The organism is Parafrigoribacterium humi (genome assembly GCF_040227205.1).
Classification (GTDB): domain Bacteria; phylum Actinomycetota; class Actinomycetes; order Actinomycetales; family Microbacteriaceae; genus Parafrigoribacterium_A; species Parafrigoribacterium_A humi.
On record NZ_JBELOA010000003.1, the window covers coordinates 253,992 to 270,940 of the forward strand.

Sequence of the window (16,949 nt, forward strand, 5' to 3'; positions counted from 1 at the left end):
CGTCGGTAGGACCCGTGCCCTAGGGCTTGGGGGTTTTCGGCTTGGTGGTGGTCTGCATGGGCTGGTCGGTCGCCCTCGGCTGCGCACTCGTCTTCGGCTGTGCTGCGGCCCTCGTTCTGCGGGCCGCCGTCTTCTTCGGCTTGTGCCCGCGGTGCAGGGCGACGACGCCGGCGGTGAGGTTGCGGTAGGCGACCCGGGTGAACCCGGCCCCACGGATCCACTGGCTGAGCGTGGTCTGGTCCGGCCAGTCGGCGATCGACTCGGCCAGGTAGCCGTAGGCCTCGGGATTTGAGCTCGCGGCGTCGACCACGACCGGCATCACGTACTTGAGGTACGCGGAATATCCGGCTCGGAGGATGGCCACGGGCGGAGTCGAGAACTCGCAGATCACGAGCCTTCCGCCCGGCTTCAGCACCCGGTACATCTCTTTCAGCGCGAGCTTCGGCTTCTCGATGTTGCGGAGGCCGAATGAGATCGTGACGACGTCGAACTCACCCGTCTTGAACGGCAGTGCCATGGCATCCGCCTGCACGAACTCGAGGTCCGGGTGTTTGCGCCTGCCGACCTCGATCATGCCGGCGGAGAAGTCCGCGGAGACGACATGCGCACCACTCTTCGCGAGAGCCGCAGAACTCGTGCCCGTGCCCGCGGCGAGGTCGAGGATGCGCTCCCCGGGCTGCGGGGCGATCGCGCGCACCGTGAGCATGCGCCAGATGTAGGAATTGCCGAGTGACAACACAGAATTCGTGCGATCGTAGTGTTTCGCGACGTCGTCGAACATCGCCGCGACCTCGACGGGTTGCTTGCTCAGATCTGCTTTCGCCACGATACGAGTCTAGTTGGGTGTGAATGTGAGCGAGCGGGCCGCGGGTAGGCTGATCCGGTGACGGAATCAGCGCGCCCGGCCCCCGTGCTGACGGTAGAAACCAGGGAGATCGCGAACTTCGGCGCACTCATCCCGCGGCTGGATCGCACGCACCCGCTGCTGTGGCAGCGACGCGGCTTCGGGCTGGCCGGAATCGGCGAGGCCGCACGCTTCGAGTTCAGCGGACCGACCCGGGCGGCGGATGCCGCATCCGTCTGGCAGGACGTGGTCGCGAAGGCCACGGTGAACGACCCTCTCTCCCGCACCGGCACCGGACTTCTCGCCCTCGGGGCGTTCACGTTCTCGGCGAACTCGTCCGCGACGAGCGTGCTGATCGTGCCGTCTCTCGTGTTCGGGCGCGACCCTCATGGATCCTGGCTCACCCGCATCGGCGCCGGCGAACTGCCCGCGGTTCCACCGGCCGAACCCTTCGGCGACGAGTACCGCATCTCGCTCGTTCCCGGAGAAATGACAGCCGATGCCTACCGCGCGGCCGTCGACACCGCCGTCGCGCGCATCCGCGGAGGCGAACTGAGCAAGGTCGTCCTCGCGCGGGAGCTCGTGGGGCACCTCCCAGCGGACGCCGACCTGCGCAGGGTTATCGGCGACCTCGCCCTCGGCTACCCCGACTGCTGGACCTTCGGCATCGACGGATTCTTCGGGTCGAGCCCCGAGACCCTCGTGAGCGTCAACCAGGGCTCCGTCACCGCACGGGTTCTCGCCGGCAGCGCGGCCAGGGGAACGGACGCCACCTCGGACCAGGACGCTGCCACCGCCCTCGCCACCTCCACAAAAGACCAGGACGAGCACCAGTACGCCGTGCAGAGCGTGCTCGCCGCGCTGCGCGCGCACAGCCCCAACGTCATCGCGAGCGAGGTGCCGTTCACGCTCAAGTTGCCGAACCTGTGGCATCTCGCGAGCGATGTCGATGGCACGCTCACCGACGGCTCAACAGCCCTTGACCTCATTGCGGCGGTGCACCCGACCGCGGCGGTGGCGGGCACACCGACGGCCGCGGCACTCACGGTCATCGAGGAGCTGGAGCCATTCGACCGCGGCCGCTACGCCGGACCGGTCGGCTGGGTCGGAGCGGATGGCGACGGCGAGTGGGCGATCGCGCTGCGGTCGGCGCAGGTGCTCCCCGAAGGCGACGTGACGGCCTACGCGGGCGCGGGCATTGTTGCGGAGTCCGACCCGGAGCGAGAACTCATGGAGACGAAGATGAAGTTCCGCCCGATCGTCGAGGCGCTGGGCTAGATCACACAACCGTCAGCGGCGTCGCAGAGACGAGTCGAGCAGCGCGGGCGGGGCGTCGTTCTTCTCGGCGGAGGCGAGGTCGACGCCGGGGGCGACGATCGCGTCAATCGCGTCGAGAACGTCGGTGGTGAGCACGGTGTCCGCCGCGGCGAGCTGACTGTTCAGGTGGTCGATGGTGCGAGGCCCGATGAGCGCGCTGGTCACCGCGGGGTGTGCGGTGACGAAGCCGAGTGCGAGCTGGATCATCGTCAGTCCCGCGTCGTCGGCGACCTGTGCCAGCTGTTCGACGGCATCCATTCTGGCCCGGTTGGACAGGATGGCGGTGTCGAAGCGTTGAGGCATGAACGCGGAGCGGTTGGTGGTGATCGCCTGGCCCTCGCGGATCGCTCCGGACAACCAACCCGAGGCCAACGGGCTCCACACCAGCACGCCGAGCCCGTACTGCTCGGTCACGGGCAGCACGTGGGTCTCGATCCCTCGTTGCAGGATTGAATAGCTGGGCTGTTCGGTGACGTATCGGCCCAGGTGGTGCTCGCGTGCGGCCCACTGCGCTTCCACGATTCGGTAGGCGGGGAAGGTGGAGGTGCCGAAGTAGCGGATCTTTCCCGCGCGCTGCAGATCGGTCAGCGCCGAGAGTGTCTCTTCGTCGCTCGCCGTCGGATCCCACCGGTGAATCTGGAAGAGATCGACATGGTCGACTCCGAGGCGGCGCAGGCTGCTCTCCAGCTCGCTCACCAGCCAGCGCCGCGAGCTGCCCCGGCGGTTCGGCTCGTCGCCCATCGGCAGTCCTGCGGTCGTCGCCAGCACGATGTCGTCGCGGCGCCCGGCGATGGCCTTGCCGAGCAGCTCCTCTGACTGGCCCTGGCTATACACATCGGCGGTGTTGATGAGGTTGATCCCGCTGTCGAGGGCGGCGTCGACCAGGGCGGTGACATCATCCTGACCGGTGCCTCCGAGCTTGCCGAAGTTCATTGCGCCGAGCGCAAGAGTGCTGACGCGTACGCCGGTGCGGCCCAGGGTGCGGTAGTGCATGAGAGTGTTCCTTCGTCGTGAAAGATGCTTGGTCAGCAGTTCTCCGCTCTGGCATAATATAAAACGGAACGCTGCTCCGATCACTATACGGAACTCGGTTCCGCTTATCAAACCGACCGTGGAGGGGGCTGCATTGTGACCGAACAAGCGGGGCAACCAACTCGACCCAAACGGGCGGATGCGCGGCGCAACGAGCAGGTACTGCTCGACGCTGCTGCCGCGGTATTCGTCACCTCGGGGGTGGAAGCGCCCGTGCGCGACATCGCCTCCAGGGCTGGCGTCGGAATGGGCACGATCTACCGCCACTTCCCGACGCGGGCAGACCTCATTGTTGCCGTCTATCGCCACCAGGTCGAGGCCTGCGCCGAGGCCGGCCCTGCCCTGCTGGCGACCTCCGCATCGCCGTACGCTGCAGTGCGCCACTGGGTGAACCTCTTCGTCGACTTCCTGGTCACGAAGCAGGGATTGGCCGCAGCGCTCCACAATGACAGGGCCGGCTTCGACGCCCTGCACACCTACTTCCTCGCCCGACTCGTGCCGGTGTGCGCCCACTTGCTGAATGCCGCGGCCGACGCCGACGAGATCGACTCCACCGTGGACGCCTACGCGCTCATGCGCGGCATCGGCAACCTCTGCATCACCGCAGAAAGCGACCCGCACTACGACGCCCGGCGCCTGGTGGAACTGCTCGTCGCCGGGCTGCGTCGGCCGCACTGACCATCCGTCGACTACAGCGTGGTCTGCTCCGCTAACTCGGGGCTGGCCCGCTCAGCGCGACAGCGGCACTTCGATGATGGTCGGGCCAGCGGATGCCGAGAGCGACTCGTCCAGTTCCCCGCGGTTTCCCGCGAGCAGGTAATTCCAGCCGTACGCCTCCGCGAGCGCCTTCAGGTCCACGGACTGCGGCGTCAGCATCACCCGGTCGAACGCCTCCGGCCTCGCGGAGGCCGCGACCTCGAGTCCGTCGAAGATCGTGCCGCCACCGTCGTTGGCCACGATGACCTGGATGAGCGGACGCGGCTCGCCCGTTCCGAACAGCAACGCGCCGACATCGTGGAACGCGGCCAGGTCGCCCAGGAGCACGCGGGTCACGCCGATCGCTCCCGCGTCATCCGTCTGGCTCGCGAGGGCAATGCCGATGCCTGTCGAGATCGTTCCGTCAATCCCCGACAGTCCGCGGTTCGCGTGCACCGAGATGCGCTTACCGGGCACCACGGCGTCGGCCTCGCGGATGAGACGCGACGCCCCGAGGATGAGGCGATCGTGCGGCCAGGTGACGCGCCAGACCGCCTCGACGAGCATCCGTCTCGTCACCGACTCGCGAAACACCTGCATCTGGCTGAGCGCCATGGCCGGCACGGACTGCTCGTGACTCAGCTGCTCCGGACGCACCTCGAGCAACTGCCTGCTCGTGTGCACCCAGCTGCCGAGCCAGGCGCGGTCGCTGTCCGGGTCACCCGTCACCTCGACGGAATCGACGATCTGCGCGGCCGCATGACCCGGGTTGTAGTCGATCGGCGACGAGCCGCGCACGACGATCGTCTCGATTCCCGCTCGCTGGACGAGCGCCGGGATCTCGCGGCTGAGAGTCGGATGCCCGAACACGACCACCCGTTCGATGCGGCCACCGAAGTGGTCGTCATTCAGCAGCTCGCGGTAGGCCACCACGAGGTTCGGTCCGAAGTGGGCACCGCTGGACACCTCCGCCAGCAGCGGTGCGCCGAGGGCGCGGGCTGTCTGCTCGGCGAGTTCACCGGCATCGTGGCCCGCGATGACGATGGTGTTGGCGCGGGCGGTCAGGTGCGCGGGGGCGAGGTCACGGCCGGTTCGCGTGAGATTAACCGACTTCGCAGGCTCAGTCGGCGCCGGCGTCGCAGAACCGCTCCGCGCTCCTCTAAGCTCCAGCGCGCTACTCGATCCGCGAGAAGCACTCGACCCGCTCATAGGCGGCAGGGCGCCGATCGGCCCGGAAAGCGGCTCGCGGAACGCGAGGTTGAGTTGCACTGGACCCGGCGCCGAGGAGTGTCCTGCGGCGGCGGAGTACGCCTCGCGCGCGAGCTCGCCGGGGTAGTCCGGGTCGAAGCCGGTCTCGCTCGGTGCCTCGACATCCCGCATCCAGCCGGTGGCGAATCCGAAGATCCCCGGCTGCTGCGTGGTCTGGTTGGATCCGATGCCGCGCAGCTCGGGCGGACGATCGGCAGTGAGCAGAATGAGCGGAACGCCGGAATGATGCGCCTCGAGGACCGCCGGGTGCAGGTTGGCCACCGCTGTGCCGGAGGTGGTCACGACGAGCACGGGAGTGTCGGTCTCGACCGCGATGCCGATCGCGAGGAAGCCGGCGACCCGCTCGTCGATGCGCACGTGCAGGCGGATGGCCCCCGCGTCCTCAAACTCGGCGGCGGCCAGCGCAATCGCCTGCGAGCGCGACCCCGGACTGAGCACCACGTCGCGCACCCCGGCGCGCACGAGCGCGGCCAGCAACGCCACGGCGAAGTCGGTCGCCGGGCTCGACCCCGCCATCAGTCCTTGCTGTCGTCGTCGAGGTCGGCGAGTTCCTGCTCGAGCTGGCGGATGCGCTCGTCCTGCTCCTGGTCGCTGCCGAGGCTCCTCAGGAACGCCGGGTCGTCATCCGGCGCCATGCTGCGCCGCTGGTTCGTGCCGGTGCTGCGGTCCTTGCCGAGGAAGAACCAGAGAAGCGCGCCGATGATCGGGAGCACAAGGATGACGAGCACCCAGAGCAGCTTCGGAATGCCACGCGCGCGGCGGTGGTCCGTCATTGCACAGTCGATGACCGCGAAGACCGTGAGACACACGGCCGCGATACCGGCGATGAACAGGAAACGGGCCATACCCCGATTCTAGGCCTCACACCCGGTGTAATGCCTGTGGACTTGGAGCGCACGCTCGGTGCACGATCAGCACGGAAGCCTAGACTGGTGCACGTGAAATCGTCGCGCGCGTGGATCCTGTATTCGATCATCCGGTTGGGAATCTTTGCGATCGTCCTCGCCGCGCTGCTTCTGCTGCAGGTGGTGCCGTGGGTGGCCGCCATCGCCGCCGCGGTGATCGCCCTGTGCCTGTCGTACATCTTCCTGCACAAGCTGCGCGATGGCGTCGCCCACGACATCTACGCGCGGCGCCACGGCGAGGCCCACGATCTCGACAACGAGATCGAGAACGCCGCGCTCGACGAGCTCGAGGCACAGCAGGCCAAGGGCAAGAGCAACTCCGCCGAGTAACCCTCGACGGCCGGATCAGAAGGCCAGCGCCGCGCCCAGACCCAACCCGAAGACGAGTGCCGTGATGCTCGTGAGACGCAACGCGACCATGAACTCCGGCGCGGTCTTCGCGGTCGAGGTGATGAGCACGGCAGGCAGGATCGTGAGCAGCGCGAAGTAGACCAGTGGGGCTTTGACGAACACGAGACTGAACACCGCCAGGATCAGGAACGGCACGAGCGCGAACACCCCGAACAGGATGCGCGCTGCACGGCTTCCGACCAGCACGGCGAGAGTGCGCTTGCCCGCGAGCTTGTCCTGCTCGAGGTCGCGCAGGTTGTTCACCATGAGCACGGCACAGGCGAGCAGTCCGGCGGCGACACCCGCGAGCCAGCTCCACGACGTCACGGTCTGGATCTGCACGTAGGTCGTTCCCGCGGTGGCGACGAGCCCGAAGAAGACGAAGACGAAGACCTCGCCGAGCCCGTAGTACCCGTACGGGCGCTTGCCGCCGGTGTAGAAATACGCCGCGACGATGCACGCGGCACCGACCAGGAGCATCCAGTAGCTGGCACTGGCGACCACGACGATCACGCCGGCGATCGCCGCGAGCGCGAAGAACGCGAGCGCGACGGCCAGCACGGTGCGCGGCCTGGCCGCCCCGGACCCGGTGAGCCTGGAGGGTCCGACCCGGTAGGCGTCGGTGCCGCGGATGCCGTCGGAGTAGTCGTTCGCGTAGTTCACGCCGATCTGCAGGCACACCGCAACGGCGAGGCAGAGCAGGATGCGCACCCAGTGCCACCCGGGCGCGGAGACCAGGAACGCGGCGCCGCTTCCGAGCGCGACCGGTGCGACCGCGAGCGGGAGGGTGCGGATGCGCGCGCCGCCGATCCAGTCGCCGACGGTCGCCTTCTTCACGACCACGCGGGGCTTCGTGCCGCCGGGACGCCCACTCTTGGACTTGCCGACCGTCACGCGCACGGGCGCCGCCTTTGCTGCGCCCTTGCCGGTGCCCTGTGCGGCACCCTTCGCGGGCGTCTTCGCAGGAGTCTTGGCGGGGTCAATACGCTTCTGGACTGGTTTTCTGTTGGCCACGCACAGATTCTACTGAGCGACGCCCGGCCCGCCCGGGTCGTCTGCCCAGGCGGCGGCGACCGCGGCGAGTGACACACGGTCGGGCTTGCCGCTCGGCAGCAGCGGGATGCTTTCGACGGCGAGCAGCGCGGCCGGGCGCGCGGCGACCCCGAGCTCCGCTCGCACGGCAGCGCGGAGCTCGTCGAGGCGCGCCACCGCGTCCATCGAGGCGGTGAACACGACCGCCACCTCTCCCCATTCGGCACTCGGCGCGCGCACGGCCACCGCATCCGTAAGTCCGGGCAGTGCTCCTGCCACCCGTTCGACGGCGGCGAGCGACACGTTCACCCCTCCCGAGATGATGACGGAGTCGAGGCGGCCGGTGACGCTCAGCCGCCCGGTATCCAGCTCGCCCGCATCCCCGGTGCGATACCAGCGCTGGCCGCGGTCGTCGAGGAAGTTCTGCTCGGTCAGCGCTGTGTCGCCGAGATAGCCCTCGGCGAGAGTCGCTCCGCCGATCTGCACTTCTCCGTCGACGATACGCAGCTCGACGCCGGGGAGGGGAACGCCGTCGTAGACGCAGCCGCCCGAGGTCTCGCTCGACCCGTAGCTGCGGCTGAGGTTGAGGCCGAGTTCGAGAGCGCGCGCGACGAGGCCGGCCGGCGTCGCCTGCCCGCCGATGAGGAGGCGGTCGAAGCGACGCAGGCGATCGAGCACGGGGAGGTCCTGCTCCGCGGCGTCGAGCAGGCGCAGCAGCTGGGTCGGAACCAGCGAGGCGAAGCGGAGCGGGGCATCCATCGTGTCGCTCACCTCGGCGAACGCCTTCGCGTCGAAGTGTCCGTCACCCAGGATGATGGGCTGCGTGCCGCTCGTGATCGAGCGCACGAGCACGTTCACTCCGGCGATGTAGTGTGCGGGCAGGGCGAGCAGCCACTGACCTGGGCCGCCGAGCGCGCTCTCGGATGCCGCGGCCGAGGCGAGCAGGGCGTCCGCGCTGAGTGCGACCCGCTTCGGCACCCCGGTGGATCCGCTCGTCTCCACGACGAGCGCCACCCGCTGCGGGACGTCGGCGGGCAGCTCCGGCTGGCCGGACGCGTGCGAGCCGGGGAGGGCATCCGCGTCCCTGGGCAGGATCGCGGGGCCGTCTCCGCTCAGCGCCTCGCGCAGGGCGGCGAGCACCGTATGTGGCTCGGCCGGGACGACCGCGAGCGGCCGCGTCACCTGCAGCCCCCTCGCGCGGCCACCCTCCATACGCCTATCCCAAATGAAGGCATTCGCGCGTCTGCAGCCGCCGATCCATCACCAAACTGCCACCCGCAGACCGGAATGCCTTCATTTGGGACGAGCACGAGCACGGGAAGGGTGGGAGGCATGTCAGTACTGCCACGGGTATGGCGACCAGTCCGGCTTGCGCTTCTCGAGGAATGCGTCGCGGCCCTCGACCGCCTCGTCAGTGCCGTAGGCAAGCCTCGTCGCCTCGCCCGCGAACACCTGCTGCCCGACCATGCCGTCGTCGACCGCGTTGAAGGCGAACTTGAGCATCCGGATGGCCGTGGGCGACTTGCCGAGGATCTCGTTCGCCCACTCCAGGGCGACCTTCTCGAGCTCGGCGTGGGGCACCACGGCATTGATGGCTCCCGTGTCGAGGGCGCGCTGGGCGCCGTATTCCCGAGCAAGAAAGAACACCTCGCGGGCGAACTTCTGACCGACCTGGCGGGCGAAGTATGCGCTGCCGTAGCCGGCGTCGAAGGAGCCGACGTCGGCATCCGTCTGCTTGAAGCGCGCGTGCTCGGCGGATGCGATGGTCAGGTCGCAGACGACGTGCAGCGAGTGCCCGCCCCCGGCCGCCCAGCCCGGGACTACCGCGATGACCACCTTGGGCATGAAGCGGATGAGACGCTGCACCTCGAGGATGTGCAGGCGACCGGTCGACGCGGTGCCGTCGGAGTACTGGTAGCCGTCGCGGCCCCGGATGCGCTGGTCGCCCCCCGAGCAGAAGGCCCAGCCGCCGTCTTTGGGGCTCGGCCCGTTGCCCGTGAGCAGCACGACGCCGATGCGCGAGTTCTGCCTCGCGTCGTCGAGCGCGCGGTAGAGCTCGTCGACGGTGTGCGGGCGGAATGCGTTGCGCACCTCCGGCCGGTTGAACGCCACCCTGGCCACGCGCCCCGTGACATCGTGGTGGTAGGTCACATCGGTCAGGTCATCGAAACCGGCGACCGGCTTCCACGCGGACGAGTCGAACAGGTCGGAGACGAACTCTGCTTCAGGCATGGGCTAAGCCTACGATCCGTGGCCGAAATCAGCCTCCGAGGAAGTTCAGCAGGTGAGTGAGGATGAACGGGTTCGCCAGCACTGCCACGACCATCGCGCCGATGCCGAGCCACCGGGCGGGCCTGCGGAAGGCGGCAAACAGTCCGACGACGAAGACGAGGATCGTGGCGACCGTCGTGCCCTGCGCAATCAGGGTCGCGGAGACCCAGTAGCGCTGGATGGCGAGGACGACGGCCACGACATCCAGGACGACGCACGCTGCCGCGAGGCCGATGGCGACCCAGCCGAGCGCCGCGGTTGGCGCACGTCGCGGACGGAGCAGAGGACCTGTCTCCCCGAGCGAGTCGGAGGCCTCTGCGGCGCCCGATGCGGCCGGAACCGCGGGCTGGACCGAGTCCACACCCTCGCCGAACCCCGCCTCGCTCATGACACTCCCTCGCCAAGGGAGCCTAGTCGAGGCAGTGGGGCAGACTGGTGCAATGCAGTCGCGAATCCAGCCGACCCTGAGTGAGCTCACCGCGTCTGCCCGCGTCGTCTCCCTGCCGATGTCGCACCGCTTTCGCGGCATCGACACCCGCGAGGCGATGCTGCTGCGCGGGCCCGAGGGCTGGACCGAGTTCTCTCCCTTCGTCGAGTACGCGGATGATGAGGCCGCTGCCTGGTTGGCCGCGGCGATCGAGTTCGGCTGGAGCAGGCATCCACCGCTCCTGCGCGACCGCATCCTCGTGAACGCGACCCTGCCCGCGGTCGGCCCGGAGCGGGTGGCAGAGATCCTCGACCGCTTCCCCGGGTGCCGTACGGTGAAGGTGAAGGTGGCCGAGCCCGGCCAGGAGCTCGCGGATGACGTGGCCCGCGTCGCCGAAGCGCGTCGCTACCTGGGGCCGGAGGGCCGCATCCGCGTCGATGCCAACGGCGGCTGGAACGTCGACGAAGCGGAGCACGCCATCCGCGCGCTCACCGAGTTCGATCTCGAATACGTCGAGCAGCCCTGCGCGAGCGTCGTCGAGCTCTCCGACATCAAGAAGCGCGTGAAGTACATGGGCGTCCCGGTCGCGGCCGACGAGAGCGTACGTAAGGCGGAGGATCCGCTCGCGGTCGCGCGGGCGAACGCCGCGAACATCCTCGTGATCAAGGCGCAGCCGCTCGGCGGTACCAGCGCGGCCCTGCGCATCGTTGCGGAGGCAGGCCTGCCCGTCGTCGTCTCGAGCGCCATTGAGACCTCGGTCGGCCTCTCGATGGGGCTGCACCTCGCGGCGAGCATCCCCGAGCTGGACTACGACTGCGGCCTCGGAACCGCGGCACTGCTGGCGGCGGATGTCGTGGCCGAGCCGCTTCTTCCGGCCGACGGCGGCATCGTGGTCCGCCGCGTCACCCCCTCGCCCGAGCTCCTCGACCGGCACGCCCCATCCCCCGATCGCACCGCGTGGTGGCTCGCCCGCCTCGAGCGCTGCCACGCGCTGCTCCCGCGCTGACCCCTGCGTCGAGCCTGCCCGTTCGCACGCGATCAAACGGGCACGCCCGGCGAATGGAGCACATGAGAGCTCTCTCATCGCGGCTTCCGGTGGCTCTCACGACCGTTCGCGAGAGTGGAGTCACGACATCGGAAAGAAGGGTGCCGCGCACCCCACACAGGTGCACGAGGAAACAGCAGGGAACCACAGGGGGAGTCATGACGAAGAGCAGCACCGTTTGGACCGTTGCGAGCGGGACGGTGGTCACGGTGTGCGTCGCCGGGGGCGGCCTCATCGGACTCACACGCGCACTCGAGCCACAGCCGACATCCACATCAGTGCTCACGACCTCCCACGGCGTCATGACCAAACCCACGGACGGTGCCACGGCAAACTCGACGACGCCACACGTGTCGACGACCCCGGCACCCCGCGTCGGCGACACGGTCACCGCCCCACCGCAGGCATCCGATCCCACGATCGTGCCACCGGCCGCACCGAAGATCCTCGACGCCCCTGCTCCACACGGACTGGAATGGGCCGCAGATCGGTGGGCCCACAACGGTGACGCACACCACTGGATGCACCGGCATACCAACACCGACGGCGACCTACGAACCAGCAGCGGAGATCCGACCCCGGATTCGTGGAGGACGCCATCGCCCGAGGCGCCAACAACTGAGGCACCGACACCCGCGCTCCGGATGGCCCCGATGCAGCAGCAGACCGACCAGCAGTCGCACGACCAGTACCGCGCTCCCGGCCCTCGCCACCGCGCAGACGACCGCGGCGACTTCGGGCAGCGCGGCACCGCCGACGGTCACGGCGGCAGTCACCTCGGCGGCCACTACGACGACTCGCACGGCTGGCACCGCTAGGGGCACCGCCGGGAGGGTGGTTAGCGCCGCACCGCCGAAGCGCTCGCGTCGCCGACCGCACCTGCATCATCGGGCCCAGCAGGGACGGATGCCGTGAGCCGGTACCCCATGCCCCGCACCGTTTCGAGGCGATCGGCACCGATCTTGCGGCGCAGGTATCGCACGTAGACCTCCACCACGTTCGACCCGGGGTCGTAGTCGAAGCCCCACACCCTGCTGAGCAACTGCTCCCGACTCAGCACCTGCTCGGCGTTCTGGATGAACTCCTGCGCGAGCCCGAACTCGCGCGCAGACAGGTCTACCTCGCGGCCATCCACGGTCACGCGCCTGGTGCGCAGGTCGAGGCTGAGGTCGCCGCACTCGAGCAACTGCGAGGTCGTCTTGTTCGAGGCATCCTGCAGCCGAAGGCGCACCCGGGCGAGCAGGTCATCGAAGCGGAACGGCTTCGACATGTAGTCGTTCGCGCCCTCCTCGAGCGCGGAGACGGTGTCGACGGCCGAGTCCCGCGCGGTGAGCACGATCACGGCGATCTCATCGCCCGTCTCGCGGAGGTTGCGCAGCACCTCGAGCCCGTCAAGCTTCGGCAGTCCGATGTCGAGCAGGAGCAGATCGAACTCGCCGCTGCCGATCGCGTTCAACGCCGAGACACCGTTGCTCACCGTGGTCACGCCGAAGCCGGCGGACCGCAGCCCCTTTTCGAGAAACGACGCGATGCGTTCTTCGTCTTCCGCTATCAGGATGTTTGCCACGGCTATCCCTTCCGTTTCGGCCCGGCACGCGGGATCAGGATGACGAACCTCGACCCGACCCCCAGCTCACTCTCCGCGAAGGCACGACCTCCGTGTGCCTCGGCGATCGCCTGCACGATGGACAGGCCGAGGCCGGCACCGTCCACCCCACGCTCGCCGCCCGCACGTGCGAACCGCTGAAAGATCGTGACGAGTTGTTCTCTCTCTACACCCCTACCCTGATCGCGCACCCACAGTTCAACCTCGTCGCCGCCCCGCGCGGTGCTGCCGATCACGATCGTGCTCCCCCGAGGCGAATACTTCACGGCGTTCTCCGCGAGCTGCAGCCAGGCCTGGGTGATGCGTGCCGGATCCGCCACCACGGTGCCCGCGGCCGACGCCTCGAGGCTCCACTCCCGCTCGCTCGACAGCGCGCTGGCCTTCGCGAACACCGCGTTCGCGAGCTCGGCGACATCCATGGGTTCCGATCTCACGAAATCGGGGATGCGCGTCTTGGCGAGCAGGGCGATGCCCTGCACGAGGCCGCTCATCCGGTCGAGCTCGTCGAGCACGAGGTCGCGGGTGGCCCGCACGTCCTCCGGCGAGTCCGGCTCGATCAGCTCGAGGTGGCCGCGCAGGATCGTGATCGGCGTCTTCAGTTCGTGACCCACGTCATCCAGCAGCAGTCGCTGGCCGGTGAAGGCCTCGTCGAGCCGGTCGAGCATGTCGTTCACGGTGACCGTGAGCTCGGAGACGTCGTCTGCCCCCACCACCGTGATGCGCTCAGCGAGGTCCGTCGACGAGATGCGGGCCGCCGTCTCGCGCAGCGAACGGATGGGTCGCAGCAGTCGTCCGGCGACGAACCAGCCGACGAGGCCTACCGCCACGAGCGCGAGCGCGGCCACCACGAAATAGATGGTGAGCCCGTCGCGAATCTCGGCGAGCTCCGCATCCAGGCTGTAGGCAGCGACATACAGGCCCCTGGACGTGTCGTCGCCGATGCGCACCGGAATGATGACATAGCGCAGCTCGCCCACCCTCGAGTCGGATGTACCCATGACGACCCTGCTGGCGTTCGCGTCGTTCACCACGCGCTTGATGAACGCGGAATCGCGGTCGAGACGAAAGTCGAGGTCCGCGGAGGGCAGCATCGTCGCGCGCCCGTCGATGATGCCGACGATGCTCTCGTGCGTGTCCGGAAGCACGCGCTGCATCGCCGCGGTCATGAACTCCCGCACCGTCGTGGGCACCCCGCTGCCCGAATCCTCCTCTGCCACCGACTGCAGCCCCTGCACCGTCTCCGACAGCTTCGAGTCGATCTGCGACAGCGCCCGATTGCGCTGCACGAGAAAGGCGGCTCCTCCGGCGAGCGTCATGCCGAGGGCGGTGACGAGAAGTATGGAGGCCAGGATGCGCACGCGAACCGAGCGCAGACCAGACATCCGGACAGCATAGTCGACCCCTCTTTGGGGGTCATCCGAGGCCCAGTGGGCGATTCCCTGGGTGCCTCGTGCCTGCGTCCGCGCTCACGGTACGCTGTGCTGGGGCCAAATCAGGAGCATGCGGATGGTTTCTCTTCCCCGATCGCGAGCCGGCAGACGTGCCTTGGCCGCCTGCGTGGGACTTGTAGGCATTGCGGTGGTCATGACCACGTTCATGTCTGCAGCGACACCGGCGACGCATTTCACCGCGTCGGATCCCTCGGTGACAGTGTCTGGCAACCTCGTCACGATCAACGCGCGCATTGCGAGCAAGGCCGCAGTGACCGTGGCACATGCCGGGGTGTGCGTGAGCGATGCCGCGGGCCGCGAGGTCACGTTTCCCACGAGACAAGACGCAAAACTTTCGCCCTCACCCACATCCTTCTCGGGCACGGCACAACTTGGCGCGGGCACCTACAGCTACTGGCCGTGTGTTCAGGTCGGCCCGGAATGGCAGAAACTCGGACCATCTCGCAGTGTCGTCGTGTCGAACGCACCCATGAAGGCCGATGGGCCCGCCGCCCAGGCCACCTCTGGCCCAACGACTGAACCGTCTCCCACCGGCAGCCCGACGCCACAGCAGGCACCACCTCCCGCAGCCGCCGCGAAATCGCGGCCTCCGGCCGGACCTGCCAGCGGCGTCGCGATGCCCGTCGGCAACCTGCCCGGCTGGACCCAGACGTTCGCGGAAGACTTCTCTGTTCCCCTTGCGCGCGGTGCTTTCCCCGGCCCGTACGCCAGCAAGTGGACCAGCTACGACGGCTTCAAAGACACCTTCGGGATAGCCCAGTACGACAAGAGCGTCATTTCGGTCCAGGGCGGATACCTTGACCTCTATCTGCACACCCAGGACGGCATCGCGCGAACAGCAGCTCCCATTCCTCTCGTCACCGGCAAATGGGGCGGGCAGGTCTATGGACGGTTCAGCACCAGGATGCGGGCAGATCCGCTTCCCGCATACAAGACGGCATTCCTGCTGTGGAGCGATGTCGACAACTGGAACGACGGCGAGATCGACTTCCCCGAGGGTGCCATCGCGAACATACCGGTTGCCCACAATCATTGCGTCGGGAACGCGAGCAAGAGCTGCTTCGATGCCGAGAGCAGCGTGAGGTACTCGGACTGGCACACCTACACAATCGACTGGACGCCGACACGGCTCAGCTTCTACATCGATGGCGCACTTCTCGGGTCGACGACCACGAGCATCCCCACCAAACCACTCCACTGGGTGCTTCAGGTCGAAAGCGATGAAGAGGTACCGGCCAGCAATGTTGCCGGTCATCTCCAGGTCGACTGGGCGACCGTCTATGACTACACGCCGTAGCCGTCGTCTGGGACCTCACACATGGTGCTCCATCAGGACACCGAGCGGCGCTTCAGCAAAATGGCGAAGCGCCCGCCGTACGGTGTCTTCATCGAAGACGTTTGCGTGAAACGACGCCGTGACCTGTAGGCAGCTGGCGATGACGGCCACCGTGACAGTGACCTGTTCGGGGCTCTCGGCCGGCACGATGATGGTCAGGTTCCGCTCGTCGCGTTCTGCGGTCCACGGGAGTCGTTGGAGCGAACGAGCGGCACCCAGGTTGTTGAAGACCAGGTGTGCAGCCGGCGCACTGCGCCGCTCGGAAATGACGGTGGCCTCCTTCCGCGAAGCGAGGTATTGCCCAACGCCCATGAGTAGAGCGGCCAGCGGCCGGGCTGAGTTGAGTTGGACATTCATGGCTTCAGCGACTTGGCGGGGGTCGCCGATATCGTCGACGCGCAGAGGGAGTCCGGTGACAAAATTGCCACCCACCTGACCGGCGCCATCGTGCAGGTAACGACGGACGTCGTAGATGACGGTCTGGCTGCGCTGGAGTGGAAGGCCCGCGCTGAGAAAGGCCTTACGTATCAGGACCAGAATCGCCGAGGAGACTGTCGCGCCCCGGCCCGGCTCCCGTGCCCAGGCCTGGATCTCGCGCAGTCGCGTCGCCGGTACGACAACGTGAGCCGCGGCGCGCTGAGGCCGCCACAGAACCGTCTCCGCAGCGTTGTCCCGCTCATTCTCGTGGGCGCCGATCTCGGCGCGGCGCGCAGCAAAAAGCCGCCGCCGCGTCGTGCTGTCCCTGAGCAGGGTGTCGCGAGCGGCCTTCCACAGGGGAAAACTCTCGAACTTCGTCGTGGTCCATTCCGGAAGCTCGGTATCACCCGCGCCCATCTTCACGACGGCTGCCATGCGATCCACAAAGCCCTTGCCGTCACCCAGCATGTGGTCGCCGACCTGAATAACGTAGTCGCCGGCGATAAAGAAATGAAGCGGATGCTCCGAGGTGATGATCCGGGCCTGTTCCAGCGCGACGGCACCAATGGTGTCAGTTTCGGCCGGGGGCAACTCCGTGACGAGTTGCTCACACCATCGATCCGTGTCGTCCGGGTCGAAGTACCAGTGAGGATCGTGTGGCCTCGATCGGAGCGCAACGCGCGTCCACGGTCCGCGCCTCGCGATGCGCTGAAGCGCCTCCACGTAGTGGGCGCGATCACCGGTTGCAACCGGCCCGACGACGCCGATGACGATCTGGCCGCGCAACATCCGGTCGCGCAGTGACATCGGTAGTTGTTGCGCCGTGTCGTTCAGAGCCGCACCTCTATCTGGAGCCCTCGGACCGTCTGTCTATCGAGGGAATCTCTACATCGTCCGTAACCGACCATATG

17 protein-coding genes are annotated in these 16,949 nt (G+C 67.9%); 6 read left to right on the forward strand and 11 right to left on the reverse strand.

Translation table 11 applies throughout. The features are described from left to right. Positions 1 to 19: 19 nt before the first annotated feature. On the reverse strand, positions 20 to 826 hold the full coding sequence (ubiE, locus tag ABUA28_RS08045; protein WP_349903519.1) for a bifunctional demethylmenaquinone methyltransferase/2-methoxy-6-polyprenyl-1,4-benzoquinol methylase UbiE: 807 nt from the start codon (positions 824 to 826) through the stop codon (positions 20 to 22). Between the two features lie 57 nt (positions 827 to 883). On the opposite strand from ubiE, the gene ABUA28_RS08050 reads away from it, so the two are divergent. Further along, a complete protein-coding gene (locus tag ABUA28_RS08050; RefSeq protein ID WP_349903520.1) occupies positions 884 to 2,122 on the forward strand; it encodes an isochorismate synthase in 1,239 nt (412 codons plus the stop codon). A 12-nt stretch (positions 2,123 to 2,134) separates the two neighbouring features. On the opposite strand, the gene ABUA28_RS08055 is transcribed toward ABUA28_RS08050, so the two are convergent. Continuing rightward, on the reverse strand, positions 2,135 to 3,154 hold the full coding sequence (locus ABUA28_RS08055) for an aldo/keto reductase (RefSeq protein ID WP_349903521.1): 1,020 nt from the start codon (positions 3,152 to 3,154) through the stop codon (positions 2,135 to 2,137). Positions 3,155 to 3,289: 135 nt separating this feature from the next. Between ABUA28_RS08055 and ABUA28_RS08060 the strand changes: the two genes are divergently transcribed. Continuing rightward, positions 3,290 to 3,871 carry a TetR/AcrR family transcriptional regulator gene (locus ABUA28_RS08060; protein ID WP_349903522.1) on the forward strand — a complete coding sequence of 194 codons (582 nt, stop codon included), beginning with the start codon at positions 3,290 to 3,292 and terminating at the stop codon, positions 3,869 to 3,871. A gap of 51 nt (positions 3,872 to 3,922) precedes the next feature. Here ABUA28_RS08060 and menD read toward each other — a convergent pair whose 3' ends face one another. Both menD and ABUA28_RS08070 read right to left on the reverse strand, forming a co-directional pair. Beyond that, positions 3,923 to 5,674, reverse strand: coding sequence for a 2-succinyl-5-enolpyruvyl-6-hydroxy-3-cyclohexene-1-carboxylic-acid synthase (gene menD, locus ABUA28_RS08065; protein ID WP_407075429.1), 1,752 nt, complete (start codon positions 5,672 to 5,674; stop codon positions 3,923 to 3,925). Beyond that, entirely contained in the window at positions 5,674 to 6,003 is a 330-nt protein-coding gene (locus ABUA28_RS08070; protein ID WP_349903523.1) for a PLDc N-terminal domain-containing protein, read from the reverse strand. The genes menD and ABUA28_RS08070 overlap by 1 nt, the downstream gene beginning before the upstream one ends. Before the next feature lie 93 nt (positions 6,004 to 6,096). Here ABUA28_RS08070 and ABUA28_RS08075 point away from each other — a divergent pair, with 93 nt between their 5' ends. Next, positions 6,097 to 6,393: a DUF4229 domain-containing protein gene (locus tag ABUA28_RS08075; protein ID WP_349903524.1), complete on the forward strand. Its 297-nt coding sequence runs from the start codon at positions 6,097 to 6,099 to the stop codon at positions 6,391 to 6,393. 15 nt (positions 6,394 to 6,408) lie between these two features. On the opposite strand, the gene ABUA28_RS08080 is transcribed toward ABUA28_RS08075, so the two are convergent. The 4 genes from ABUA28_RS08080 to ABUA28_RS08095 all read right to left on the reverse strand — a co-directional run bounded on the left by ABUA28_RS08080 (position 6,409) and on the right by ABUA28_RS08095 (position 10,144). Then, positions 6,409 to 7,353: a 1,4-dihydroxy-2-naphthoate polyprenyltransferase gene (locus ABUA28_RS08080; protein WP_407075431.1), complete on the reverse strand. Its 945-nt coding sequence runs from the start codon at positions 7,351 to 7,353 to the stop codon at positions 6,409 to 6,411. A gap of 123 nt (positions 7,354 to 7,476) precedes the next feature. Then, entirely contained in the window at positions 7,477 to 8,697 is a 1,221-nt protein-coding gene (locus ABUA28_RS08085) for an AMP-binding protein (RefSeq protein ID WP_349903525.1), read from the reverse strand. Between the two features lie 123 nt (positions 8,698 to 8,820). Continuing rightward, positions 8,821 to 9,717 carry a 1,4-dihydroxy-2-naphthoyl-CoA synthase gene (locus ABUA28_RS08090; protein WP_349903526.1) on the reverse strand — a complete coding sequence of 299 codons (897 nt, stop codon included), beginning with the start codon at positions 9,715 to 9,717 and terminating at the stop codon, positions 8,821 to 8,823. Positions 9,718 to 9,745: 28 nt separating this feature from the next. After that, entirely contained in the window at positions 9,746 to 10,144 is a 399-nt protein-coding gene (locus ABUA28_RS08095) for a hypothetical protein (protein ID WP_349903527.1), read from the reverse strand. A 52-nt stretch (positions 10,145 to 10,196) separates the two neighbouring features. On the opposite strand from ABUA28_RS08095, the gene ABUA28_RS08100 reads away from it, so the two are divergent. Together ABUA28_RS08100 and ABUA28_RS08105 are read left to right on the forward strand one after the other, a co-directional pair. Further along, entirely contained in the window at positions 10,197 to 11,189 is a 993-nt protein-coding gene (locus ABUA28_RS08100; protein ID WP_349903528.1) for an o-succinylbenzoate synthase, read from the forward strand. Between the two features lie 197 nt (positions 11,190 to 11,386). Beyond that, a complete protein-coding gene (locus ABUA28_RS08105) occupies positions 11,387 to 12,046 on the forward strand; it encodes a hypothetical protein (protein WP_349903529.1) in 660 nt (219 codons plus the stop codon). Positions 12,047 to 12,066: 20 nt separating this feature from the next. Here the strand turns inward: ABUA28_RS08105 and ABUA28_RS08110 are convergent, their stop codons facing one another. After that, positions 12,067 to 12,795: a response regulator transcription factor gene (locus tag ABUA28_RS08110; protein WP_349903530.1), complete on the reverse strand. Its 729-nt coding sequence runs from the start codon at positions 12,793 to 12,795 to the stop codon at positions 12,067 to 12,069. A gap of 2 nt (positions 12,796 to 12,797) precedes the next feature. Continuing rightward, positions 12,798 to 14,216, reverse strand: coding sequence for a sensor histidine kinase (locus ABUA28_RS08115; protein ID WP_349903531.1), 1,419 nt, complete (start codon positions 14,214 to 14,216; stop codon positions 12,798 to 12,800). Positions 14,217 to 14,418: 202 nt separating this feature from the next. Here ABUA28_RS08115 and ABUA28_RS08120 point away from each other — a divergent pair, with 202 nt between their 5' ends. Then, the gene (locus ABUA28_RS08120; RefSeq protein WP_349903532.1) at positions 14,419 to 15,582 is read left to right on the forward strand and encodes a glycoside hydrolase family 16 protein; all 1,164 of its coding nucleotides are present in this window, start codon (positions 14,419 to 14,421) and stop codon (positions 15,580 to 15,582) included. A gap of 15 nt (positions 15,583 to 15,597) precedes the next feature. On the opposite strand, the gene ABUA28_RS08125 is transcribed toward ABUA28_RS08120, so the two are convergent. Beyond that, on the reverse strand, positions 15,598 to 16,845 hold the full coding sequence (locus ABUA28_RS08125) for a hypothetical protein (protein WP_349903533.1): 1,248 nt from the start codon (positions 16,843 to 16,845) through the stop codon (positions 15,598 to 15,600). Positions 16,846 to 16,949: the final 104 nt, after the last annotated feature.